Annotated in this window: 21 protein-coding genes; 2 read left to right on the top strand and 19 right to left on the bottom strand. The window is 74.1% G+C overall.

Going from position 1 to position 23,206, the window contains the following annotated elements:
* Positions 1-8: 8 nt before the first annotated feature.
* Positions 9-1,049: an iron-siderophore ABC transporter substrate-binding protein gene (locus ACYU96_RS01500; RefSeq protein ID WP_460748390.1), complete on the top strand. Its 1,041-nt coding sequence runs from the start codon at positions 9-11 to the stop codon at positions 1,047-1,049.
* A gap of 70 nt (positions 1,050-1,119) precedes the next feature.
* Here the strand turns inward: ACYU96_RS01500 and ACYU96_RS01495 are convergent, their stop codons facing one another.
* The 3 genes from ACYU96_RS01495 to ACYU96_RS01485 are packed head-to-tail and all read right to left on the bottom strand — an operon-like array spanning position 1,120 to position 3,347.
* Entirely contained in the window at positions 1,120-1,926 is an 807-nt protein-coding gene (locus ACYU96_RS01495; protein ID WP_460748387.1) for an isoprenyl transferase, read from the bottom strand.
* A complete protein-coding gene (gene recO / locus ACYU96_RS01490; protein WP_460748384.1) occupies positions 1,923-2,654 on the bottom strand; it encodes a DNA repair protein RecO in 732 nt (243 codons plus the stop codon). The genes ACYU96_RS01495 and recO overlap by 4 nt, the downstream gene beginning before the upstream one ends.
* 57 nt (positions 2,655-2,711) lie before the next feature.
* Positions 2,712-3,347 carry a hypothetical protein gene (locus ACYU96_RS01485; RefSeq protein WP_460748382.1) on the bottom strand — a complete coding sequence of 212 codons (636 nt, stop codon included), beginning with the start codon at positions 3,345-3,347 and terminating at the stop codon, positions 2,712-2,714.
* Positions 3,348-3,726: 379 nt separating this feature from the next.
* On the opposite strand from ACYU96_RS01485, the gene ACYU96_RS01480 reads away from it, so the two are divergent.
* Positions 3,727-3,975: a hypothetical protein gene (locus ACYU96_RS01480; protein ID WP_460748381.1), complete on the top strand. Its 249-nt coding sequence runs from the start codon at positions 3,727-3,729 to the stop codon at positions 3,973-3,975.
* 17 nt (positions 3,976-3,992) lie between these two features.
* Here ACYU96_RS01480 and ACYU96_RS01475 read toward each other — a convergent pair whose 3' ends face one another.
* From ACYU96_RS01475 to ACYU96_RS01400, 16 genes are all read right to left on the bottom strand, one after another.
* On the bottom strand, positions 3,993-4,583 hold the full coding sequence (locus tag ACYU96_RS01475) for a nucleotidyltransferase family protein (RefSeq protein ID WP_460748378.1): 591 nt from the start codon (positions 4,581-4,583) through the stop codon (positions 3,993-3,995).
* A gap of 172 nt (positions 4,584-4,755) precedes the next feature.
* A complete protein-coding gene (locus tag ACYU96_RS01470) occupies positions 4,756-5,277 on the bottom strand; it encodes a nucleoside deaminase (protein ID WP_460748374.1) in 522 nt (173 codons plus the stop codon).
* Complete coding sequence (locus ACYU96_RS01465; RefSeq protein WP_460748372.1) at positions 5,274-8,105, bottom strand: molybdopterin-dependent oxidoreductase; 2,832 nt, start codon at positions 8,103-8,105, stop codon at positions 5,274-5,276. The genes ACYU96_RS01470 and ACYU96_RS01465 overlap by 4 nt, the downstream gene beginning before the upstream one ends.
* 46 nt (positions 8,106-8,151) lie before the next feature.
* Entirely contained in the window at positions 8,152-9,075 is a 924-nt protein-coding gene (locus tag ACYU96_RS01460; protein ID WP_460748370.1) for an FAD binding domain-containing protein, read from the bottom strand.
* A gap of 11 nt (positions 9,076-9,086) precedes the next feature.
* Positions 9,087-9,905, bottom strand: a complete 819-nt coding sequence (locus tag ACYU96_RS01455) for a MurR/RpiR family transcriptional regulator (protein ID WP_460748367.1) — start codon at positions 9,903-9,905, stop codon at positions 9,087-9,089.
* Positions 9,905-11,182: an allantoate amidohydrolase gene (locus ACYU96_RS01450; RefSeq protein WP_460748365.1), complete on the bottom strand. Its 1,278-nt coding sequence runs from the start codon at positions 11,180-11,182 to the stop codon at positions 9,905-9,907. Before ACYU96_RS01450 ends, ACYU96_RS01455 begins: the two co-directional genes overlap by 1 nt.
* Positions 11,179-12,516: a pyridoxal-phosphate-dependent aminotransferase family protein gene (locus tag ACYU96_RS01445; protein WP_460748363.1), complete on the bottom strand. Its 1,338-nt coding sequence runs from the start codon at positions 12,514-12,516 to the stop codon at positions 11,179-11,181. Before ACYU96_RS01445 ends, ACYU96_RS01450 begins: the two co-directional genes overlap by 4 nt.
* Positions 12,517-12,562: 46 nt before the next feature.
* Complete coding sequence (gene allB, locus ACYU96_RS01440) at positions 12,563-14,107, bottom strand: allantoinase AllB (RefSeq protein WP_460748361.1); 1,545 nt, start codon at positions 14,105-14,107, stop codon at positions 12,563-12,565.
* The gene (gene pucL, locus ACYU96_RS01435) at positions 14,104-15,132 is read right to left on the bottom strand and encodes a factor-independent urate hydroxylase (RefSeq protein ID WP_460748359.1); all 1,029 of its coding nucleotides are present in this window, start codon (positions 15,130-15,132) and stop codon (positions 14,104-14,106) included. Before pucL ends, allB begins: the two co-directional genes overlap by 4 nt.
* 1 nt (position 15,133) lies before the next feature.
* Positions 15,134-15,526 (bottom strand): hydroxyisourate hydrolase, encoded by a 393-nt coding sequence (locus ACYU96_RS01430; protein WP_460748358.1) that lies wholly within the window; start codon positions 15,524-15,526, stop codon positions 15,134-15,136.
* Positions 15,523-16,038 carry a 2-oxo-4-hydroxy-4-carboxy-5-ureidoimidazoline decarboxylase gene (uraD, locus tag ACYU96_RS01425; RefSeq protein ID WP_460748356.1) on the bottom strand — a complete coding sequence of 172 codons (516 nt, stop codon included), beginning with the start codon at positions 16,036-16,038 and terminating at the stop codon, positions 15,523-15,525. The genes ACYU96_RS01430 and uraD overlap by 4 nt, the downstream gene beginning before the upstream one ends.
* Before the next feature lie 307 nt (positions 16,039-16,345).
* Positions 16,346-17,566, bottom strand: a complete 1,221-nt coding sequence (locus tag ACYU96_RS01420) for an amidase family protein (RefSeq protein WP_460748355.1) — start codon at positions 17,564-17,566, stop codon at positions 16,346-16,348.
* Positions 17,567-17,596: 30 nt separating this feature from the next.
* Complete coding sequence (locus ACYU96_RS01415; protein ID WP_460748353.1) at positions 17,597-18,826, bottom strand: acetamidase/formamidase family protein; 1,230 nt, start codon at positions 18,824-18,826, stop codon at positions 17,597-17,599.
* A 9-nt stretch (positions 18,827-18,835) separates the two neighbouring features.
* A complete protein-coding gene (locus ACYU96_RS01410) occupies positions 18,836-19,690 on the bottom strand; it encodes a ribosomal protein L7/L12 (protein ID WP_460748350.1) in 855 nt (284 codons plus the stop codon).
* A gap of 143 nt (positions 19,691-19,833) precedes the next feature.
* Entirely contained in the window at positions 19,834-21,675 is a 1,842-nt protein-coding gene (gene leuA / locus ACYU96_RS01405) for a 2-isopropylmalate synthase (protein WP_460748349.1), read from the bottom strand.
* 307 nt (positions 21,676-21,982) lie between these two features.
* Positions 21,983-23,200 carry a pyridoxal phosphate-dependent aminotransferase gene (locus ACYU96_RS01400; RefSeq protein ID WP_460748347.1) on the bottom strand — a complete coding sequence of 406 codons (1,218 nt, stop codon included), beginning with the start codon at positions 23,198-23,200 and terminating at the stop codon, positions 21,983-21,985.
* Positions 23,201-23,206 lie beyond the last annotated feature (6 nt).

The raw sequence follows: 23,206 nt of genomic DNA, 5'->3' as shown, positions 1-23,206 counted from the left end.
GAGGACCCGTGCGAGTTCGCCGCACCCTCACCACCGCGGCCGGCCTGCTGGCCGCATCAGCCCTCGCCCTGGCCGGCTGCGGCTCGTCGGAGCCCGACGACGAAGCCCCGTCGGAGGCCGGCGCCGCCACGGACGAGTTCCCGATCACCATCGAGCACGCCCTCGGCGAGACCGTCATCGAGGAGGCACCGGAGCGCGTCGCCACCTGGGGCTGGGGCTCCACCGAGGCCGCGATCTCCGTCGGCGTCTACCCGGTCGCCGTCGCCGAGCAGGTCTGGACCGTCGGCGAGGACGCCCTCCTGCCGTGGGTCGAGGAGGCCTACGACGAGGCCGGCGAGGAACCGCCCGTCATCCTCGACGACCCCAACGCCGGCGACGAGGTGCCGTACGAGCAGTTCGCCGAGGCCGAGCCGGACGTGATCGTCGCGCCCTACTCCGGCGTCACGGAGGAGCAGTACGAGCTGCTCAGCGAGATCGCACCGGTCGTCGCGTACACCGACGGGCCGTGGGCCACGCCGTGGGAGCAGATCATCACGGACACCGCGAGCGCCCTCGGCCGCAGCGGGGAGGGCGAGCAGGTCGTCGCGGAGATCGAGGAGTACGCGGGGGACCTCGCCGAGGAGAACCCCGAGTTCGAGGGCCAGACGGTCGCCGCCATCGCGGACAGCCCGTCCGAGGGCCTGGTGTACGTGTACAACTCGTCCGACCCGCGCGCCGGCTTCCTCGAGCGTCTCGGCCTGACCACGGCTCCGGCCGTCGACGAGCTCGACTCCACGAACGGTGAGGGCTTCTTCTACACGCTCACCTACGAGGAGCTCGACAAGCTCGAGTCCGACGTGATCGTGGCCTACACCTACACCGAGGAGGAGGCCGAGGCCCTGCCCGACAGCAAGCAGCTGCAGGCCCTGCCCGCGGTGCAGGCCGGACACGTCGCCCAGGTCGTCGGCAACGTCCCGGTGTCGTCCGTGTCGCCGCCCACCGCCCTGTCCTACGACTGGCCCGACGGCATCCCGGCGCTCGCCGAGGAGCTGGGCAACCTCTTGGGCTGACCAGTCCGTCCGCCGAGGTGGTGGGGCCGTTCGAGCCCCACCTCCTCGGCGGACGCCGTCGGGACGAGATCTACGTCGACGTGACCGCGTCGATCGCCCCGCCGTAGCGGCGGTCGCGGCTCGCGTACTCCTCGACGGCGCGCCAGAGGTGCCGGCGGTCGACGTCGGGCCAAGCCTCCGGAAGGTAGACCATCTCGGCGTACGCCGCCTGCCAGACCATGAAGTTGCTGGTCCGCTGCTCGCCACCGGTCCGCAGGAAGAGATCGACGTCGGGCGCGTCCGGCACGTACAGGTGCTTCTGCATCGTCTTCTCGGTGATCTTGCGGGGGTCCAGCCGGCCGGCCGAGACCTCACGGGCGATGGACGCCGCGGCGTCGGCCAGCTCCGCGCGGCCGCCGTAGTTCACGCACATCGTCAGGGTGCAGCGGTCGTTGTCGCGCGTCGCCTCCTCGCACCGCTCCAGCACCTTGATCACCGAGCCCCACAGCTTGGGCCGCCGCCCCGACCAGCGGATCCGCACCCCCCAGGACGCCATCGTCTCGAGCTGGCGCTCCATCACCTCGTGGGTGAAACGCATGAGGAACGCCACCTCCTCGGGCGAGCGCTTCCAGTTCTCCGTCGAGAACGCGTACGCCGAGATGTTCTCGACGCCGAGCTCGACGGCGCCGGCGACGACGTCGAGCAGCGACGCCTCCCCCGCCTTGTGCCCCTCCGTGCGCGCGAGCCCGCGCGCGTTCGCCCACCGGCCGTTCCCGTCCATCACGACCGCGACGTGCCGGGGCAGGAACTCACGGGGAATCCGCGGCGCACGCACGCCCGACGGGTGGGGGTACGGCTCGACGAACGGGCCCCGCGGGCCCGGCATCGCTTGGCTCATGAGCGCTCGACCATCCTCAACGATCTCAGTGTCCTCTCCAGGTAGTACTGGCTGTAGGCGGCCACCAGGCCGCTCGCCTCGTTCCGGTGCCGCCCGTCCGACGCGTCCGCGGTGTCCCAGTCCCCCGACAGCAGCGCCGCGAGCAGGCGGAACGTCTCGGGCGCGGGCGACGGCGACCCTGGGGGCCGGCAACGCGGGCACACCGCACCGCCCTGGGCCACGTTGAACGCCGAGTGCGGACCCGGCTCGCCGCAGCGCGCGCAGTCGACCGGCGACAGCGCCCAGCCCGCCACGGCCAGCGCCCGCAGCAGGTAGGAGTCCAGGACCAGCCCGGCCGCGTGGTGCCGCTCGGCCAGGGCCCGCAGCCCGCCCGACAGCAGCCAGTACTGCTGCACCGCCGGCTCGCCCTCCTGGTCCACCAGCCGGTCGGCGGCCTCCAGCATCGCGGTGCCCGCCGTGTAGAGCTCGTAGTCCTCGCAGATCCGCCGCGCGTAGGCGCCGACGGTCTCGGCCTGCGTGACCGTGTCGAGCGTGCGGCCCGTGTGCAGCTGCACGTCCACGGCCATGAACGGTTCCAGCCGCGCCCCGAACCGGGACGACGTCCGCCGCACCCCCCGCCCGACGGCGCGCACCTTGCCCCGCTCGCGGGTCAGGAGCGTGACGATCCGGTCCGCCTCGCCCAGCTTCTGGGTCCGCAGCACGATCGCGTCGTCTCGATACAGGGGCACGAGAGCATTCTCGCAGCCCTGACTGACATCCCGGCCGGGGCGCCGGCGCGGGTGCGGTCAGCGCTCGACGAAGCGGGTGCCGTCCGAGGTGAGCTCGGGCTCCCAGACCACGCGGTGGATCACGTACTTCTCCAGGATCCCGCGCACGATCATGGCGACCGCTCCCCACACGGCGAACAGCAGGAGCGCCTTGAGCCAGTTGTTCCCGAACGTGCCGAACCCGATGACCGCCAGCAGCGGGAGGGTCAGCAGCGCGCCGATGAGCACCGGGAAGATGTGCACACCCACCCACTGCAGCGCGGACAGCGGCTCGAACCGCCGCTCCGCGATGACGCCGCGGTAGTCGAGGACCTGCACGACGTGGTCGGCCCGCCACTTGGGCACGTGCCGCGCCACGGTCCACTGCGCGTCGCGCGCCTCGAGGTACTCGCTCTGGGTGGGCAGCCAGATCCCGAGCATCTGGTGCACCTCGGCGGGTGTCATGTACCCGCGGTCGAGGATCGACACGGAGTGCCACGGCGGCTGCTTGGTGTAGGCGGGACCCGGGATCGCGAGCGAGACCAGGAAGAGCACCGACCCGCCCACACCGAGGAGCCAGGTCAGGACATCGGGGACCCAGGCGAGGATGAGAAAGGTCAGGCTCACGGCGCCTGCGCCCAGGAGCGCGCAGAGGATGCGGTTCTTGGTGGTCATGGTGCCTCGATACTACCGAAATCGGACAGGACAACGGGTCGTTGAGTGCACAGTATCTGCTGGGTCCGACACTCCTGCACCCACAGAGACCGCACGGGTCTCGTGGCTCCTCGACCTCGCTCGTCGCGACGCCGGACGCACGGCGCGGCGGGCCCTGTGCACGAATGGTGAATTCCGACCTCGCACCCTTGATGTCCGTTGTGCCCGAAAGTAGGGTCGCCGGGCCTCCAGGTGGCCGACAGAACCGGCAGAACCGAAAGAGCCGGCGTGGCCGACACGGCCCGGGACTCCGGGCCGACGCGCGGACCGGACGATCTGGCGACGCGCATATGCGCGCTGATGTGAGCGTTCACCGTTTCGATCGAGGAGAATACCGACAGTGACGGACGACAAGAATCAGCCGGAGGTCATGGACCTGGACGGCCTGGTGACCCCGCAGGGACTCGGCGCCCTGGGCGACAAGCTGGACGAGCAGCTCCTGCTGATCGCCGCGCTGAAGGCGCGGCTCGAGGGTGCGTCCGCGGCGGGCGAGGCGCCGGAGTCGGTGATCCAGGAGGTGCTCGACCAGTTCGAGGCGGCGCAGCTCTTCCCGTCCGAGAAGGACGACGAGTCCGGCTCCGTCGCCTGAGCCGCACCGGCGGCCCGCTACCGCCGGTCGACGTCGTCGCCGCCGCCGAGGTCCGTGCAGTCGACGGCGCGCACGCCGTGCTCCCGCAGGTACGTGGCCGCCCCGCCGTCTCCCTCGACGGTGTGCGCGACCGGTTCCCAGTGCTGCCGCCCGAGCACGACGGGATGCCCCGGCCGCCCGTCGTACGCCGCGCGCCGGAGCGTGTCCGCGCCCGCTTCGTCGTCGCGCCGTCGTGAGCCGGTCGACGGACCGGCCGCGAGCAGCCGCCGCACCGCCTCGGGACGCTGGTCCGGCAGGTCCACGAGCGTGATCACCGCGACGTCGGCGCGGGTCCCGACGGCTGCCGCGAGCCCTGCCCGGAGAGATGCGGACGCGCCGTCGGCCCAGTCGGGGACGACGACGGTCATGGCCCAGCCCGGCACCAGCGGTCCGGCGTCGTCCGCCCCGGCTCCGAGCGTCACGACCACCTCACCGCACCCGCCGTCGCGCAGCGCACGGCACGCGACCTCGACCCAGGGAGTCCCGCCGCCGTCCCGCGCGAGCGCCTTGGGCCCGCCGAACCGCCTCCCGCCTCCGCCTGCCAGCACGATCCCGACGGCATCAACCATGGGCGCCACGCTAGTGCAGTCGTGACGTCGTCGTGCGATCGGCGGCGCGCTCTGCCGGCCTCACGGCACCGCCGGCCTCACGGCACGGTGCCGGACGCCCCGTTCGCACGCCGGTCCGGGTGACCCGTCCGGCCGCCGAGGCCCGTCGATGCCGCCGAGGACGCGGGGCCGGTCAGTACGGGGTGCGGGTCTCCGCGGACTTCCACGCGGCGAACGGAGCACCGGCCGCCGGGATGCGACGGGACGTGACCGAGTGGGGCCAGGTGTCACGGTCCTGCTCCAGGAGCTCGTAGAAGGCTCGGTCGTCGAAGCCCGCCTCCGCGGCGTCGTGCCGGTCGGCCGCGAACACGATGCGGTCCAGCCGTGCCCACAGGCTCGCCGTCAGGCACAGCGGGCACGGCTCGCACGAGGAGTACAGCGTCGCGCCGGACAACTCGTGCGTCCCCAGCGCCTGGCAGGCGGCGCGCATCGCCACCACCTCGGCGTGCGCGGTGGGGTCGAGGTCGAGGGTCACGCGGTTGACGCCGACGGCGATCTCGGCGCCGTCGCGCACCACGACCGCGCCGAACGGCCCTCCCCCGTGCGCGACGTTCTCGGTGGCGAGCGTGACGGCGCGAGCGAGCCAGCGGTCGTCGTCGAGGCAGGTCGCGTCGGAGTCGACCGCGTCGGGTCCGGTCTCCTCGGGGTCGGTCATGATGTCTCCTCGCTGTTGAGCAGCCGCCACAGGACGTCGCGCTGCATGGGGATCCCGTGAGGGCGGACGCCCGTCGCGTCGGCGATCGCGTTCGCCAGCGCTGGAGCGACGGGGTTGTACGGAGCCTCGCTCATGGACTTCGCCCCGCGCACGCCGAGCCGGTCGGCGGTGTCGGCGAAGAACACGTCGGTGCGGGGCACGTCGGCCATGGCGGGCAGCCGGTAGTTGCGCAAGGTGCGCGTGCGGACGGTGCCCGCCGGGACGCCGTCGGACCCGTCCGACAGCTCCAGCCGCTCCTGGAGCGCCGACCCGATCGCCTGCGCGACGCCGCCCTCGATCTGGCCGCGCAGCTGCTCCGGGTTGATGACGACGCCCGCGTCGGCGGCGTGCACCGAGCGCAGGATGCGCACCTCCCCCGTCGCGCGCCGCACCGCCACGCGGAAGCCGTGCACGTTGAACGCCACGGAACGCGGCGTGCCGTCGTGCGAGGCGGTCGCCTCGACCAGGTCGGACGGCAGGCGGTCCGACGGCGGACGCCCACCCGCCCCCAGCTTCTCCCGCACCTCGGCGGCCGCCCGGGCGACGACCAGTCCCGCCACGACGGTCCCGGCCGAGCCGTAGGCACCGGTGTCGTACCCCGAGGTCGCCGTGTCCGACTGGACCAGCCGCACCCGGCCGGGCACGACGCCGAGCTCGGTCGCCGCGATCTGCACGAGCGCCGTCGACGTCCCGTTCCCGAACTCGGCGGTCCCGACGTGCACGGCGAACGTCCCGTCGGGGTGCGCCACGACACGAGCCTGCGACCGGTGCCCGCGCGGTGGCAGCGTCGCGATCATCGCGAGCGCCAGCCCGCTCCCGACGCTCCACCCGCTGTCCGCCCCGTCGGAGGCGCCGGTGCGGCCGGCCGGGCCTGCGTGAGCGGGGACCGCGGGGGGCGGCGGGTGGAGCTCGCGTTCGACCAGGTCGAGGCACTGGTCCAGGCCGTAGGAGCCGTACTCCAGGTCGCCGTCGTCCACGTGGCCCGTGATGAACGGGTCGCCGGGACGGACCACGTTGCGGCGGCGGAGCTCGGCCGGGCTCAGCCCGGTGCGTGCGGCGAGCTCGTCCATGGCCTGCTCGACGGCGAGCTGGATCTGGCCGAGCCCGTACCCCCGGAACGCGCCGGAGGGCAGGTTGTTCGTGTAGACGGCCTCGCCGTCGACCCGCTTGGCAGGGGCGCGGTAGACCGCGACCGACTCGTTGAGCCCGTGGAACAGGACGCCGGGCGCGTGGTTGCCGTAGGCGCCGGTGTCGGAGAGGGCGTCGACGGCGAGGGCGGTGAGGGTACCGTCGTCGTCGGCCCCGAGGGTGACGGTGACGCGCATCGGGTGCCGGCAGGGGAACGTGGCGAAGGCCTCTTCGCGGCTGGGCTCCCACTGGACGGGCCGACCGGTGCGGAGCGCCGCGAGCGCGACGACGTCTTCGAGCAGCATCTCCTGCTTGCCCCCGAAGCCACCGCCCACGCGGGGCGCGACGACCCGCACCGAGGCCGGGTCGCGCTCCAGCAGGCGGGCGAGCTCGTCGCGGACCAGGAACGGGACCTGGGTGGAGGTGCGGACCACGAGCGTGCCGTCGGGCGCGACGTGCGCGCGGGCGGCGTGCGTCTCCAGGCTCGCGTGGGCGACGCGCGACGTCGTCCACGTGCCGGTGACGGTGTGCGCGGAGGCGGCGAGCGCCGCGTCGACGGCGCCGGGAGCGGGGTACTCCTCGTGGACCTGCGCGACGACGTTCCGCGCGGGGTCCGCGATACGGGAGGCCACCGGGTCCTTCTCGGCGTGCAGGAGCGGGACCGCCGGCGCCGACCCGTGTCCGGCGACGCTGCCGCCGGTGGCGGGGCGGCGGGCGAGGACCGGGTCGAGGACGGCGGGCAGGATCTCGTACTCGACGCGGACGAGGGCCAGCGCCTCGCGGGCCAGGCGTGGCGAGTCCGCGACGGCGACGGCGACCCGCTGGCTGCGGAAGCGGAGCACGGGGTCGAGGAGGCGGGTGTCGTCGGGGTCGTCGGTGCGGTGCTCGTGGCGGCCGGTGGAGTAGAGCGTGTCGGGGACGTCGGCGTGGGTGAGGACGAGGTGCACTCCGGGCGCGCGGCGTGCCGTGTCGGCGGAGATGCGGGTGATGCGGGCGTGGGCGTGCGGGCTGCCGAGCACCGCGACGTGCAGCAGTCCGGGCGGTGCGGGCTCGTCGAGCGTGTACGGCTCGCGCCCGGAGACGACCCGCGCGGCGGCGGGAGCACGGACGGACCGGCCGAAGGAGACGGTGTCGTCCCCGGGACCCTCACGCCGGCCGGTCCCGGGCCCGCCCCCGGCCGCCGGTCCCTCGGTGTTGGACTTCCCCGTGATCGCGTCCTGGATCGACCGGTACCCGGTGCAGCGGCAGAGGTTCCCCTTCCACAGCTCGGCGTCGACCCCGCCGTCCTGCCGGGACAGGGCCTCCGCCGCACCAGGCGCCGCACCAGGCGCCGCCCCGGCGAGGGCCACGGCCGTGGTGACCATGCCCGGGGTGCAGAAGCCGCACTGGAAGCCCCCGGCCTCGGCGAAGCCCTGCTGGACCGGGTGCGGTTCCTCGGGGGTACCGAGACCCGCGGCCGTCGTGATCTCGGACTCCGCCGCCCGGTGGGCGGGGATCAGGCAGGAGTGCACGGGGGCGCCGTCGAGCAGCACGGTGCAGGCACCGCAGTCGCCGGCGTCGCAGCCGCGCTTGACCGCTGTCGCGCCCTGTTCGCGCAGGTAGGTACGGAGGCACTGGCCGGGTCGGGGCGCGTGGGGGCTCTCGGTCCCGTCGATCTTCATCGCCGGTCCCCGCACGTCGAGGCGGGCCCGGGGCGCTCGTGCGTCGTCATGAGAGTTCCTCCAGGACCTCGTGGGCGAGCCGGCGCGTCATGGCGGCGCGCCAGTCGGGGGCGCCGTGCGGGTCGTCGTACCAGTCGGTGATCCGGTCCAGCGCGGCGTCCAGGACGTGATGGCCGCCCGAGGGGACGGTGAGCACGAGCGGCCGGGGCACGGACGCGGTCAGTGCCAGCCGGACCGTGTCCTCGGACGAGGCCGCGGGGCGCGCCGGCCCCTCGCCGACGACGGCGCCCGCGCTCGCGGGGACCGGTCGCCCGGCGGCCGATGCGCCCGTGACGAGCACGGCCGAGCGGCCGAACTCCGTCAGGCTGAGCTTCCGGGCGGCAGTCCGCGCGCGAAGGCCCGCCGCCGGCACGTGGAGGGCACGCAGCACCTCACCGTGGGCGAGCGTGGTGGTGCCCGGGCCGGTGATCAGGTCCGCCACGGGCTCCGTCCGGGCGCCGCCGGCCGGTGTCCAGATCTCCGCCGTGGCGTCCAGGGTGGCGAACAGCGCCGCCATCGGCCCCGCCGGCAGGGCGAGGGCCAGGTTCCCGCCCACGGTCGCGGTGTGCGCCACCTTGAAGGACAGCAGGAACGCCGAGACGCAGGAGGCCACGAGCCGCAGACCCGGATGCCACCCGGCCGACGCCGCGGCCCGGTCCCGCAGCATCGCGATCGTGCAGGTCGCGGCCACCTCGAGCCCGCCCGGTCGTACCGCGCCGTCGCGACTCGCGGAGCCGCCCGGCCCCGCGCCGTCGCCGGACGGTGCCCACGGCTCCCAGCCGAGGCCGAGCAGGTCGACGAGTCCTGTCACGCCCGGCGGGACCGGTTCGGAGTACAGGAAGGTCCCTCCGGCGAGCAGCCGCTCGCCCGGGCCCAGCGCCAGGTCGGCGCGTTCGCGTGCGATGCGCACGCCGTCGATGTCCAGGTCCATGAGTCCTCGTGTCAGCCCTCGTCCAGCTCGCCGAGCTCGGCGTACACGGCGTCCACCTCCGCGATCCGGGCCGCCCCGGACGCCGTCCGCGCGAGCACCAGGTCCGACAGCGTGGCCACGAGGCTCATCGGGACGGCGTGCGAGTCGAACGCGCCCTCGTACCCCACGGGGCACTCGATCCACCAGCGCACACCGGCGGCGAGCCGGCGCAGCGTCGGGTCCGCCAGGAGCAGCACGGGGACGCCCGCCTCGACGAGCCGTTCGACGGCGGCGGCCGTCCCCGCGGGGTGCCGCCGGAAGGAGACCACGACGACGACGTCCTCCCGGCCGACGCCCACGAGATCCTCGGCGAGCGACTGGCCAGGCGACGGCGCGAGCATCACGCCGGGCCGCACCTGCGCCAGGTTGCGCCGCAGCTCGGCGGCCACCGGATGGCTCCCGCGCCGCCCGACCACCAGCACCCGCCGCGCGCGGGCCAGCGCCGTCGCGGCGTCCTCGACCGCGGTCTCGTCGAGCGCCGCGTAGGCACGCTGCAGGTGCTCGGTCTCCCGCTGGAGCCGGGCGGCGAGTCCGGCCGGCGGGGTCACCGTCACCGGCAGGCCCCGGCCACGCTGCTCCCGCAGGTGCTCGCGCAGGCCTTCGAAGTCCTCGTAGCCGAGGCGCCGCACCAGCCGGCTCATCGTCGCCTTGGACACCCCGGCGAGCTCGGCCAGCTCGGTGGCCCGGTAGGCGGCGAGGTCCGACATCCGTTCCAGCAGCAGGTCGGCGGCGCGCGCCTCCTGCGGGGACAGGTCGGCGTAGCGTTCCCGGACGCGGGTCTCGAGCGGCATCACGGCGTCGTCCCCCGGACGTCCCGCGCGACGGCGAGCACCGCCGCCTCGAACGCGTCCAGCGCGACCGCGACGTCGTCCTCGCGCACCGACTCCGCCGGGTGGTGGCTGATCCCGTCGTGGCAGCGGACGAACAGCATGCCCACCTCGGTCACCGCGGCCATGGCCATGGCGTCGTGCCCGGCGGGGCTCCAGAGGCCGGGGACGTCGCCGCTGCCGGGCCGGGCGGCGCGGACGCCGTCGGACACGGTGCGGCTGAGGCGTTCCGAGCAGGTGGCCGACGGCGCGCGGTGGGTCTCGGTGACGTCGAGCGTGACGCCCCGGCGGGCGCCGGCCGCGTGACCTGCCGCCTCGATCGCGGCCACGAGCGTGTCCCGTGCGGCGTCGTCGACGGCGCGGACGTCGAGCGTGACCTCTGCCCGTCCCGGGATCACGTTGACCGCGCCGGGCAGCACGCGCACGTCACCCACGGTCGCGAGCGCCCCGGCGTCACGGGCGAGCCGCTCTGCGGCCAGCACCACCTCCGACGCGGCGGCGAGGGCGTCCTTGCGCCGCTCGTACGGCGTGCCCCCGGCGTGCCGGGCCTCGCCGGTCAGGGTGAGGACGAACCGTCGCGCGCCCGCGATCGACGTCACGTACCCGAGCGGCAGGCCGGCCGCCTCCAGGCGCGGGCCCTGCTCGATGTGCGCCTCCAGGTAGCCCACCAGGTCCGCGGGACGCCGGGCCGCCTCGCCGACCCGGTCCGGGGCGAGCCCGAACCGTTCGAACGCCTCGCGCACGGTGACGCCGTCGGCGTCGCGCCGCTCCCACCAGGCCTCGTCCCACCGCCCGGCCACGGCGCTGCTGCCCATGAGCGCCGTGCCGAAGCGCGCGCCCTCCTCGTCCCAGAAGCCGACGACCTCCAGCGCGAACGGCAGCGCCGCATCCCGCAGCCGCTCGGCGACAGCGATCGCGAGCACCACCCCGAGCGGCCCGTCGAAGGCGCCCGCGTCCGGGACGGTGTCCAGGTGGGAGCCCAGCACCAGCGCCGGTACGCCGCGCGTGCCCGGCTCCTGGCGGACACCGTCCGCTCCAGGAGGCTCGGGGGCGCGGCGTCCCCACAGGTTCCCGGCCGCGTCGGTCTCCGTGTCCAGGCCCGCGTCCCGCATCCACCCCGCGACCGCCGTGTTGGCGGCGGCGTGCTCGGGCGTGAGGTAGGTGCGCTCCAGCCGGTCCGGACGGGCGGAGTAGGAGGTCAGGTCGGCACAACGGTCGAGCGCCCGGCGCGCGGTGGTCATCGGCGTCCCTCCGGCCCGGCCGCCGGGGCGCGGTCGGGCACGAGGCCGGTCGGCGGTCCGGCGTCGCCGCGCCGCTGGCCGCCGCCCGGGGCGACGTCGCCCGGCGTGCCGTACGTTCTCAGCGCCGCGTCGACGCCACCCCCGGCCAGAACGCCGACCCCGGCGCGGCGCAGCACGTGCTCCAGCCCGGCGAGCGTGGTCAGCACGGCGTCGCGGCGCGCACCGGTGCCCATCACGCCGATCCGCCAGACCTGCCCGTGCAGCGGCCCGAACGACGTGCCGATCTCGATGCCGAAGTCCTCCAGCAGCGCGCCGCGCACGCCGTCGCCCGCGTCCGGCGCGGCACGCAGGCGCTCCGGGATCTGCACGGCGACCACGTTGTTCATCCGGAACCGGTCGTCGCCGAACGTCTCCAGCCCCAGCCCGCGCACCCCGGCGACCATCGCCGCCCCGTGCCGGGCATGGCGGGCGGCTCGCGACTCGACCCCCTCCGCGCCGACCAGCCGCGCGCACTCGCGTGCCGCGTACAGCATGGACGTGGCCTCGGTGTGGTGGTTGAGGCGCCGCGGTCCCCAGTACTCCATGATCTGCGCGAGGTCGAGGTAGTTGGAGGCGATGCGCGGGCCGGTCGCCTCGACGTCGTCGGCGGACCGGATGCCCGCCTCCACGTGCCGTCGCGAGCGGATTCGCGCGGCGGCGCGCTCCGAGAGCGTGACCGGCGCGCTGCCCGACGGGCCGCCGAGGCACTTCTGCAGGCCTGCCGTGGCGGCGTCGATCCGCCAGGCGTCGGCCTCGAACACGTTGCCGCCCAGCGTCGCGGTCGCGTCGACGTACAGCAGGGCATCGTGGGTCCGCGCGATCTCGCCGAGCGCGTCCAGCGGCTGCGCCATCGTCGTGGACGTGTCCCCGTGCACGACCGCGATCACCCGCGGCCGCACCCGTCGCACGACGTCGGCGACACGATCCGGGTCGACGACGCTCCCCCACTCCGCCTCGACCGGGTGCACCCGCGCCCCGGCACGCGCGGAGATCTCCGCGAGCAGATGGCCGAACCGCCCGAACGACGGCACGACGACGTCGTCCCCCGGCTCCAGGAGCGACACCAGCGCCGCCTCGATCCCCGCCCGCGACGTGCCGTCCACGAGGAACGTCTGCTCGTTCGCGGTGCGCCAGACGTCGCGCCACAGGCCCATCGTCTCGGTCATGGTGTCCGTCATGAACGGGTCGAACTGGCCCACCAGCGGTGCGGCCATCGCGCGCAGCACGCGCGGGTCGGCGTCGACCGGGCCGGGGCCCATCAGCAGCCGCGGGGGCGGGTTGATCTGGGAGGTCATGCGATCTCCTCGGGCGTGGCCGGCGGGTCGGGTCGCGGGTGGCTCGTCATGCGTTCTCCCGGCGGGTCGCGACGCTGCCGGGCCGGGCGAGCAGCCGGCCGTCGCCTCCGTGCCCGACGTCCGCCTCCGGGTGCCCGGTGCCGTCGTCGAACTCTCCGTGGGCCGCGGCACCGGGGAAGGCGCCGGCCACGAGACGGCCGCCCAGGACGGTCGCGGCGACCTCCCCGGTGATCGTCATGCCGTCGTAGGCACTGACCGGGTTGCGGTGGGCCAGGCCGGCGACGTCGACCGTGCGCTCCACGTCGGGGTGGTACACCACCAGGTCCGCCGCAGCGCCCTCCGCGAGCACACCCTTGGGACGGTCGGAGCGGTCCAGGCCGACGAGTTCGGCGGTCTGCTGAGCGGTCCAGCGGGACACGTCGGCCAGGGGCACACCCCGGCGCCGGGCGGCGTCCGCGAGGGCGACGAACCCGGTCTGCAGACCGCTGATGCCGCCCCAGGCCTGCTGCAGGTCGACCTCGCCGCGCGGCTTGGCACCATATTTCTTGTCGGTGGTCGTGGGCGAGTGGTCACTCACCACGCAGTCGAGGATGCCGGCACGGAGGCCGTCCCAGAGGGCGTCCTGGTTGCCCCGGTCCCGGATCGGCGGGCAGCACTTGTAGGCCGGGTCGCCGGCGGGCACGTCCTCGGCGGCGATCGTCAGGTAGTGGTGGCAGGTCTCGGCCGTGACCGGCAGGCCCTCGTCCTTGGCCGCGGCGAGCAGGTCCAGCACCCGGGCCGAGGACACGTGCAGCACGTGGGTGCGCGTCCCGGTCTCCCGGACGACGTCGAGCAGCCGCGCGACCGCCGTCGTCTCCGCCTCGTGGGGGCGGGACAGCAGAAAGTCCGCGTACGCCGGACCCTGCCGCGCCGGAGCCGCCGCGAGGACGCCGGGGTCCTCCGCGTGCACGACCATCAGCCCGCCGAACCGGGCCAGCCGGTCCATCGCCGCCAGCAGCTCGTCCGGAGCGAGCGGCGGGAACTCGGGCACACCGGAGTCGGCGAGGAAGCACTTGAAGCCGAACGCCCCGGCATCCCAGAGCGGTTCGAGGTCCTCGACGTTGCCGGGAACGGCCCCTCCCCAGAAGCCGACGTCGCACACCAGACCACCGCCGGTGCCTGGCCTGCCGGGCCGGGCGGCGAGCGCCTCGGCGGCGGCCCGCTTGACCGCGAGCGCCTCGACGCTGGTGGTGGGCGGGACCGAGTTCAGCGGCATGTCGATGATCGTGGTGACACCGCCGAGGGCGGCAGCCCGGGAGGCGGACGCGAAGCCCTCCCACTCGGTCCGGCCGGGCTCGTTGACGTGCACGTGCGTGTCGACGACGCCGGGCAGCACGACGGCGTCACCGAGCCGCAGGACTTGCGAGGCAGGAGCGGGGTCGCCCACGTCCGGACCGCCGAGCACCTCGGCGCCGCCGTCACCGAGGGCGACGCGGTCCGGGTCGGAGGTGCCCCACCACACCTGGGCGATCCTGTCGCCCTCGATCAGCAGGACCCCGGAGCGCAGCGCGCCCTCGACCAGCATCTGCTCGGACCCGACCAGCAGACTCATACGAAGCCCCCGATCGTCGCCCACACCGGATGCTCCGGGCCCTGGCCGGGCTGCCCGCCCGGGTCGTCGTCGGTCGCGTCGTCCGACCTGGTCACGGCGGCCTCGATGAGGCCGTACGGACGGTCCGCGGCGAAGAACACCTCACCGGGGTTGTCCAGGCCGAACGGTTCGAGGTCCACGAGGAAGTGGTGGTTGTTGGGGCAGCTCAACCGGATCTCGGCGATCTCGGGGTGCGCCTCCAGCACCGCCCTGCCCATCGCGTACACGGTCTGCTGGAGCGCGAGGGAGTGCAGGCCCGCGAACGTCTCCAGGAGGATCGAGCGGACCGCGTCGTGGCGCGCGTCGAAGGTCGCGCCCTCGTCGTCGGCGGCGAGCGCGGCGGCCACGAAGCTGTCCGTGTAGCGCCACCACGCCGTGACGTCCGTGGCCAGGACGCGATCCGTGACCTCGGGGAGGGTGGTGTAGCGGTCGCGGGGGAAGCCGTGGAACTCGGAGCCGGTGGACTTGAGCAGTGTCACGTCGCGCAGGCCGGCCAGGACTGTCAGGTGCGGGTCGCCGTCGTCGGACGTGGCGGCGTGGACGAGCGCGGTCCGGGGCCCGCCCCCCGGGCGTACGAAGGAGTGGTCGTGGCCGGCGGCCGCGGCGGGGCGGGGTCCGGCGGACGTGGCGGTGCCCGGGCCCGACCCGGCCGCGCCGTCTGCTCCGATCCGATCCCAGGCGTACTGCTCCGCGACCCAGCGTCCGCCCGTCACCTGGGGAAACGTGAGGAAGTGCCGCGCCAGCCGGGCAAGGAAGGTCTCCGGCGCGCCGACACCGGCGCGCGCGAACGCGTACACCGTGTTCTTCTGCGTGTCGGTCGCGATGACGCCGGCGTTGTCGCCCTCCAGATGGGTCGCGGCGAAGTCCCCGCGGAGCTGGGACGTGACGCTCAGGTCGGTGAGGCGGTGGCGCGGGGTGCCGCGGTCCACGCGGACCAGCCGCACCTCGGCCTTGCCGTACTGGTTGGCGCCCAGGACGATCGGCATGTCAGCTCCCCCGGTAGGTCGTGTAGGCGAACGGGCTCAGCAGCAGCGCGACGTGCGCGTGAGCGGCCCCGAGGGCCACCTCCAGCACGACGCGCGGGTAGAACGTGTCGCGGTCCTGCGCGGCGAACCAGTCACCGGTCGCCAGCTCCAGCGTGTAGGTGCCCGGCCCGGGCAGCTCACCCCAGTCGATGCGGCCGTCGTCGTCCGTGGCAGCTCGGCGGCGCCCCGCGTCAGGGCTGCCGGGCACGGCGTCGGCCCGCGGGTCGACACCCATGTCGTCCTCGGCCGAGAGCAGCCGGGGCGGACCGGGCAGAGGACCGGTGAGCGTCGCCCGCAGGCCGGCGGCCGGGAGACCGCGGGCGGCGTCGAGCACGTGGGTGGAGGCGGTGGTCATGCCGGGGTCCCCTCGTCGACCAGGCCGTCGAGGCGCAGCAGAGCGATCTGCCGCAGCTCGTCGATCGCCACCAGCGTCTCGGTCGCGTCGTCGTTCCGCAGCCGGGCGGTGAGGTTCGCGAGAATCTCAGGCCCGGTCCGGCCGGCGGCGCGGATCAGGAAGATGCGGCCAAACCGCTTCTCGTAGACGGCGTTGCCGTTCGCGATCGCGGTCGTCGTCGCCGCGTCGGCCGACGACGCCGACCCTTGCTCCCTCCGCGACATGGCTGCCTCGCGGGTGGCGCCCCCGGGCCGCTCTCCGATCCGCGGGTGCTGCGTGAGCGCGGCGTCCAGGTCGGCCACGCCCCAGTGCGCGGCGGCGCGTGTCGCGCGTCGCACCAGGGCTTCGCGCGTCGGGTAGGGGCGGCCGGAGACGACGTCGTCCACCCACGCAGGGACGTCCGCGCACGGCCGCACGACGCCGACCGCCTCGGTGTCGGGCAGAGAGTTGAAGGTGGCCAGATCCATGGTCATGAATCTACGGTTTCACGACCCCGCGCGTGCGACACGCACGTTTCGCCCACGTAAAACCTCGCCCGGCACCAGCCGCCGCACCCGCCACCCGCCACCGGGCACCGGGCACCGGGCACCGGGCACCGGGCACCGGGCACCGGGCACCGGGCACCGGGCAACTGAACGCGGTTCAACAGGGTCTCGCAGACCTTTCGCGGCCTCTTAAATGGATTCGAAACCCTGTTGAACCAAGCTCAGCAGGGGGTGAGGTGGCCGTGGCCGCCGAAGGGGTGGTCAAGTGCCCCGGGGTCAGGTGCCCCGGAGGTGGTCAGGTGGCGGCGGGGCGCTTGGGGCGGGGTGTCTCCGGTTCCCAGCCGGGTCCGGCCGCGAGCTCCAGGAGGGCGCGGTCCGAGCCCGCCGGCCCCACCAGGCAGAACCCGGTCGGAGGACCGCCGGAGGTAGGGACCGGGATGGTGACGGCCGGAAGACCGCCCAGTACCGCGGTAGCACACAGCCGCACCGTGTCCGCGCGGACCGCCTCGGCGGCGTCGGGGTCGCCGGCCGGCGGCGCGACCGACGCGACGGCGGGAATGACCAGGACACCGCTGCCCAGGCGGTCGCGGATCTCGGTGCGTGCCGCCGCGGCGACCCCGCGGGCCTCGGCCGCCTGCGCCGTGGTGACCGTCCGCGCGTACTCGAACCGTCCTCTCACGGCGGGCCCGATCCGGTCGAGGTGCCGCTCGGCCCAGCCGCCGTGCGCCTCCCACGCCTCAGCGGCCTGGACGACACGCAGCGCCTCGACCCACGTGGGCCCCACCGGCCAGTCGACCTGCCCCGGCCGCTGCTCCAGGCTCGCCGTGCCGCGGTGCACGGCGCCGACCACCGCCTCCCGCACCTCCGGGCTCAGCATGGCCAGCAGGTCCGGGGCGGTGAGCAGCTCACCCGACGGCGCGACGCCGCCGGCCGGGAGCAGCACGTCCCCGACCCGCGTCAGCAGGCCGGCGTCGCCGGTCAGCCAGCCGACCGTGTCGAACGACGGCGCCAGGGGCAGCACACCCGCGGTCGGGATCACCCCGTGAGTGGGCCGGAAACCCCACAGCCCCTGATAGGCGGCGGGCACGCGGATCGACCCTGACGTGTCGGTACCGAGCCCGACGCTCACCTCACCGCCCGCGACCGCCGTCGCCGGCCCCGACGTCGACCCCCCACTGATCCGGCCGGGCGCGGCGGGGTTGGGTGGCGTGCCGTAGTGCGCGTTCGCGCCGGTCAGCGACCAGGCGAACTCCTCGGTCCGCGCGATCCCGGTGACCGCCGCGCCGGCCCCCAGGAGCCGGGCCACGGCGGGGGCGTGCGCCGCTTCCACGGGCGCCTCCGCGAGCCAGGCGGGATTCCCTGCCCCGATCCGCTGCCCGGCCACCGCGAACAGATCCTTGACGGCGACGGTCTCGCCGTCCAGCACACCCGAGCCAGTCGGTGCCACCAAGGGGCCGGCGGGCTGCACCGTCTCCACGCCGTCGTCCCCGAGCACCCGCCACACAGAGCTGTCCATGCGGCCCATCGTGCCAGCGGCGGACGCGCCTCAGGTCGCGAAGTCCGACGTGCGGATCCTTGCGTGGACGCCCTTGACCACGTCCACGACCTGGGAGATGTTGAAGTCGGTCGCCGCCGACAGGTAGGCGTACGCGTGCGCGGCGTCCATCCCGTAGCGGGCGCGCAGCAGGGCGATGGCCGCGCGGACGCAGTCCTGCACGGCCACGTCGAGGTCGCGGTCCAGGCCCGTGGGGACGAGAAAGTCGCTCGTCTCCCCCAATGGCCCGGTGAGTTCGCCGAACATCGCGGTCGCGTCGGCGGCCGGGACCAGGTCGAGACGTACACGCATCCGCAGCGACGCCTCGAACGCGGTGAGCGCCACCTCGCCGTCGCCCTGCGCGAAATGCGGGTCGCCCAGGTACGCCAGCGCGCCGTCGGCCTGTACGGGCAGGTAGAGCGTGGTGCCCGCACCGAGGAGACTGATGTCGAGGTTGCCGCCGAAACTCCCCGGCGGCACGGAGTGGGGCCGTTCACCACCTGCCGCGGCGACCCCCATGATCCCGCAGAAGGGCGCGAGGTCGAAGCCGACGGTCGGCCCGGCGTCCGCGGCGTCCGTGCGCGACGACGACGGCGCAGGACCGCCCTCGCGCCCGCCCGACGACGGCGGCACACCCTCCGGCCCGGAGACCCCGGACGCACCGGACGGCCCGCCCGACAGCGGCAGACGCCCACGACCGTCGGCGTCCACCTGGGCGAACACGCTCACCACGGCGGCACCACCGGCGGGGTGCTCGCCCGGCAGCGCACCACGGCCGTGCCGGTTGGAGATCACACCGTAGGGAACGCGCGGGGTCGCCTCCAGCACACGGATCGCCAGCAGGTCGCCCGCACGGGCACCCCGCACCGCGACCGGCCCGGTGACCACGTGCCCGCCGTGGGCTCCGGGGACGTCGAGCAGGCCGGGTACGCGGACGCCGAGCCGGCTCGCCCGCTCGCCCGCGCGGGCGGCCCGCGCCAGGTCGACGGCGTCGGCCAGCACCGCCCCGTCGGGCACGCCCCGCTCGGCGAAGTACGCGAGCGGATCCGATCCCTGGTCCTCGAGGATGCCCTCGTGGGACAGCGTGTCGACCACGACGTCGTCCCCCGGGTCGACCGTGAGGACCGGCTCGTCCGCGGCGCACGGCAGACGGCCCCAGAACGCGGTGTCCCGCTCGGTGGCCAGGTAGTGCACCCCTGCGGGGACCTCGGTGCCGGGCTGGAGGACGGTCTGGTCGCGCATAGCCGGACGCTACCTGCCCACGACCTCCACCGTCGCACCGGCGCGCTCCAGCGCGGTGCGGTAGCGGTCGGCCTCGGCGGCGGTGACGCGCTCGGCCACCGTCGTGGGGATGCCGCGGAACAAGGCGCGCGCCTCGTCCACGCCGAGGGCGGCGACGCAGCACAGCGCCCTGATGAGCTCGACGGCGTCACGCTCCAGCGCCGCGTCGACGCCCACCAGCCGCACGGTGAACGGCCCGTCGACGGAGAACCCGGGAGCGGCCGAGCCACGCCGCGTCACCAGCACGTCGATCACCAGGTAGGAGACGAAGACGAGCGCGACCCACGCCGCGACCGCGCTGATCGGCCCCACGAACGGCAGCAGCTCCAGACGCTCGACCACGGTGACCACGGCCGGTGCGACCAGCACCGGCGCCGCGTGCAGCAGCAGCCGGTGGGCTATCGCCCGCGAGTCAGGGGCCCGCACGGCGTGGATCCCCCGCACCGCGAGGTGCGCCACCGCCTGCTCGGCCCGGACGCGCGTCAGGCTGTGCGCCACGACCCAGCCCTCGGCACGCTCCAGTCCCGGGCCGGGCCGGGGAGCACCGGGCGGGCGCTCCCGGTCGGCGGCGTCGACGGGTTCGAGCCGGAGGATCGCACGTACGCGGTCCCGCGAGGACCCGCCCGTGTCGAGGATCCGCACGACGGAGTCCCTGGGGTCGACGACGTCGTGGGCGGGGTGCCGGACCGCGAGAACCAGCATGATCGCGGCGATCGACCACAGGACGCCGTCGAACCACCCGGCGAGCGTCGCCTGCGCCTCGACAGAGGCCGTGTAGACGAGCGCTCCTACCAGGAACAACGCGACCCGTGTGCCGTGCTTCACACAGCGCATCCTGCCAGAGATCACAGGCGCTTCCTGACGCGAGAACGCCATTTCACCCTGCCCCGCAGGTCAGACGGTTGCAGCTCGCGAGGACGAGGAAGGGCGGGACAGCGTCGCCGCTGCCCCGCCCTCCGTCCGGCCGATCAGCCGGCCGCACGCTCCGCGCGGTTGACCGCCGAGACGATCGCCTTCAGGGACGCCGTCGTGATCGACGGGTCGACGCCCACGCCCCACAGCACGTCGTCGTCCACCTGGCACTCGACGTACGCGGCCGCCTTGGCGTCGCCGCCCTCGGAGAGGGCGTGCTCCGTGTAGTCGAGCACACGGACGTTCACGCCCACGTGGGAGACCGCGTCGACGAACGCGTCGACCGGGCCGGTGCCGGAGCCGGTCAGCGTGTGCCGCTCGCCGCGGTCGACGACGTCGATCTCCAGGGTGGCGGGCCCGCCCTCGGACGACGTCACGCGCGTGTGCTCCAGCTTGAGGCGGCCCCACGGCTCCAGCTCGGCTCCCACCGACCCGACGGACCGCTCCTCGATGGGCAGGTACTCGTCGGCGAAGATGCGCCAGATGTCCTCGCCGCTGACCTCGTGGCCCCCGGTGTCGGTCACCTGCTGCACGGCCCCGGAGAACTCGATCTGCAGGCGGCGCGGCAGGTCCAGGCCGTGGTCGTGCTTGAGCAGGTAGGACACGCCGCCCTTGCCGGACTGGCTGTTGACGCGGATGACCGCCTCGTACGAGCGCCCGACGTCGCGCGGGTCGATCGGCAGGTACGGCACGCCCCACGGCAGGTCGTCCACGGACACGCCGGCGGCCTCGGCCTGCACGGCCATGTGCTCCAGCCCCTTCTTGATGGCGTCCTGGTGCGACCCCGAGAAGGCGGTGAACACCAGGTCCCCCACGTACGGGGTGCGCTCCGGGACGGGGAGCTGGTTGCAGTGCTCCACGGTGCGGCGCACCGCGTCGATGTCGGAGAAGTCGATCTGCGGGTCGATGCCCTGCGCGAACAGGTTCATGCCGAGCGTGACCAGGTCGACGTTGCCGGTGCGCTCACCGTTGCCGAACAGGCAGCCCTCGATGCGGTCCGCACCGGCCAGGTAGCCGAGCTCGGCCGCCGCCACACCCGTGCCCCGGTCGTTGTGCGGGTGCAGCGAGACGATGACGTTCTCGCGGTGGTTGAGGTGCCGGCACATCCACTCGATCGAGTCGGCGTACACGTTCGGCGTGGCCATCTCGACGGTGGCGGGCAGGTTGATGATGACCTTGCGCTCCGGTGTGGGCTCGAAGACCTCGAGCACCTCGTTGCAGATCCGGGCCGCGAACTCCAGCTCGGTACCCGTGTACGACTCCGGCGAGTACTCGTAGTAGATCCGCGTGTCCGGCATCGTCTCCTCGAGCTTGCGACACAGCTTCGCGCCGTCGAGGGCGATGTCGATGATGCCGTCCTGGTCGGTGCGGAACACGACCTCGCGCTGCAGCACCGACGTCGAGTTGTACAGGTGGACGATCGCCTGCTTGGCGCCCCGGATCGAGTCGTAGGTGCGCTCGATCAGGTGGGCGCGGGACTGCGTGAGGACCTGGATGACGACGTCGTCCGGGATCCGGTCCTCTTCGATGAGGCGGCGCACGAAGTCGTAGTCGGTCTGGCTGGCCGAGGGGAACCCGACCTCGATCTCCTTGTAGCCGAGGCCCACGAGCAGGTCGAACATCCGGAGCTTGCGCTCCGCGTCCATCGGCTCGATGAGTGCCTGGTTGCCGTCCCGCAGGTCGACCGCGCACCAGCGCGGCGCCTGCTCGATGCGCTTCGTGGGCCAGGTCCGGTCGGGCAGCTCGACGGTGATCTGCTCGTGGAACGGCCGGTACTTGCCCACCCGCATGCCGGACGGCTGCTGCGGGTTGTCCTCGATGAGTCCGCCGGCGGTGCCGTACACGGGGTCACCGTGGGTGACCGCAGGGGCGGTGGGGCTCTCCGTGCTGGTGTTCATGACTTGCGTGTCCTCCGGGTAGAAGTGACCTTCTGTCAGCGACGGCCCGGGTCACGGGCCGCGGCCGGCATCACGAAGCCACCGCGGCGAGGAGTCCGGCCTCTTTATGGGGCCTCGCCGCGGCACCGAAGGAGGAGGCTCTTCGCCGGGTGCACGCTGTCACCATACCTCTGCGGACCTGGAACACCACCACGGTCCACGATTCGAGCCACCGGCGGCCGGACCGGGCCGCCGGAGCCTGCCGGAGCACGGCGGCGCCTGGGGCCGGCGTCCGCAGGCCGAGCCCGGCGGGCGCCGGAGAGCACCGTCAGATGCGCTTGGTCTCCAGGAACTCCGCGATGCGCCCGATCGCGTCCGTGAGCACGTCCACGCCCGGGAGCATCACGAGGCGGAAGTGGTCCGGCGTCGGCCAGTTGAAGCCTGTACCGTGCGTGACCAGGATCTTCTTCTCGCGCAGGAGCTCCAGGACCAGCTTCTCGTCGTCGTCGACCGCGTAGACCTCGGGGTCCAGCCGCGGGAAGCAGTACAGCGCGCCCTGCGGGACCACCGTGTGCACCCCGGGGATCTCGTTGAGCAGCCGCACCGCCGTGTCGCGCTGTTCGAGCAGCCGGCCGCCGGGCAGCAGGAGCTCGTCCACCATGGCCGGGTCCCCGCCCAGCGCCGCCGGGATCGCGTACTGCGCCGGGACGTTCGCGCACATGCGCATGTTCGCGAGCAGGGTCAGGCCCTCGAGGAAGTCCGTGGCGAGATGCTTCGGCCCGGACACGGCCACCCAGCCCGACCGGAACCCGGCCACGCGGTAGGCCTTGGACAGGCCGGAGAACGTCAGGCAGAGCACGTCGTCGCCGGCGAACGTCGCGGTGTGGTGGTGGCTGACGCCGTCGAACAGGATCTTCTCGTAGATCTCGTCGCTCAGGAGCACGAGCCCGTGCCGCCGCGCGATGTCGGCGATCGCCCGCACCGTCTCCGCCGGGTAGACCGCGCCGGTGGGGTTGTTGGGGTTGATGACGACGAGCGCCTTGGTGTGCGGGGTGATGCGGGACTCGAGGTCGGCCAGGTCGGGCGACCAGCCGGCGGACTCGTCGCACGCGTAGTGCACGGGCGTGCCGCCGGTGAGGCTCACGGCGCCGGTCCACAGCGGGTAGTCGGGTGCCGGGACGAGCACCTCGTCGCCGTCGTCCACGAGCGCCTGGAGGACCAGGGAGATCATCTCGGACACGCCGCTGCCGACGAAGACGTCGGTGGGCGTGACGTCCACCCCGTGCCCTGCGTAGTACGCGGCCACCGCCTCGCGGGCGGGGAGGATGCCGCGCGAGTCCGAGTAGCCCTCGGCCTCGTGCAGGTGCTCACGCATCCCGTCGACGACGGCGGCGGGCGCCTCGAACCCGAAGGGCGCCGGGTTGCCGATGTTCAGCTTCAGGACCGTGCTGCCCTCGGCCTCGAGCCGCTCGGCCTCGACCAGGATGGGTCCGCGCACGTCGTAGCGGACGTCGCGGAGCTTGCTCGACTGGATGATGGGGCGCACGGGCAG

This window comes from Myceligenerans cantabricum (assembly GCF_054777735.1).
Note: the sequence above shows the minus strand (reverse complement) of the source record. Positions and strands in the feature narration are given on the sequence as shown.

Coding starts and splice junctions, on each gene's coding strand:
- ACYU96_RS01430 (WP_460748358.1), bottom strand. CDS start 15,526: ATGACCACCGCCTCCACCCACGTGCTCGACGCCGCCCGCGGTCTCCCG.
- ACYU96_RS01415 (WP_460748353.1), bottom strand. CDS start 18,826: ATGCGCGACCAGACCGTCCTCCAGCCCGGCACCGAGGTCCCCGCAGGG.
- ACYU96_RS01460 (WP_460748370.1), bottom strand. CDS start 9,075: ATGGACCTGGACATCGACGGCGTGCGCATCGCACGCGAACGCGCCGAC.
- ACYU96_RS01475 (WP_460748378.1), bottom strand. CDS start 4,583: ATGGTTGATGCCGTCGGGATCGTGCTGGCAGGCGGAGGCGGGAGGCGG.
- allB (WP_460748361.1), bottom strand. CDS start 14,107: ATGAGTCTGCTGGTCGGGTCCGAGCAGATGCTGGTCGAGGGCGCGCTG.
- ACYU96_RS01495 (WP_460748387.1), bottom strand. CDS start 1,926: ATGAGCCAAGCGATGCCGGGCCCGCGGGGCCCGTTCGTCGAGCCGTAC.
- ACYU96_RS01465 (WP_460748372.1), bottom strand. CDS start 8,105: ATGAAGATCGACGGGACCGAGAGCCCCCACGCGCCCCGACCCGGCCAG.
- ACYU96_RS01445 (WP_460748363.1), bottom strand. CDS start 12,516: ATGACCTCCCAGATCAACCCGCCCCCGCGGCTGCTGATGGGCCCCGGC.
- ACYU96_RS01455 (WP_460748367.1), bottom strand. CDS start 9,905: ATGCCGCTCGAGACCCGCGTCCGGGAACGCTACGCCGACCTGTCCCCG.
- pucL (WP_460748359.1), bottom strand. CDS start 15,132: ATGCCGATCGTCCTGGGCGCCAACCAGTACGGCAAGGCCGAGGTGCGG.
- ACYU96_RS01470 (WP_460748374.1), bottom strand. CDS start 5,277: ATGACCGACCCCGAGGAGACCGGACCCGACGCGGTCGACTCCGACGCG.
- ACYU96_RS01420 (WP_460748355.1), bottom strand. CDS start 17,566: ATGGACAGCTCTGTGTGGCGGGTGCTCGGGGACGACGGCGTGGAGACG.
- uraD (WP_460748356.1), bottom strand. CDS start 16,038: ATGACCATGGATCTGGCCACCTTCAACTCTCTGCCCGACACCGAGGCG.
- ACYU96_RS01450 (WP_460748365.1), bottom strand. CDS start 11,182: ATGACCACCGCGCGCCGGGCGCTCGACCGTTGTGCCGACCTGACCTCC.
- ACYU96_RS01485 (WP_460748382.1), bottom strand. CDS start 3,347: ATGACCACCAAGAACCGCATCCTCTGCGCGCTCCTGGGCGCAGGCGCC.
- leuA (WP_460748349.1), bottom strand. CDS start 21,675: ATGAACACCAGCACGGAGAGCCCCACCGCCCCTGCGGTCACCCACGGT.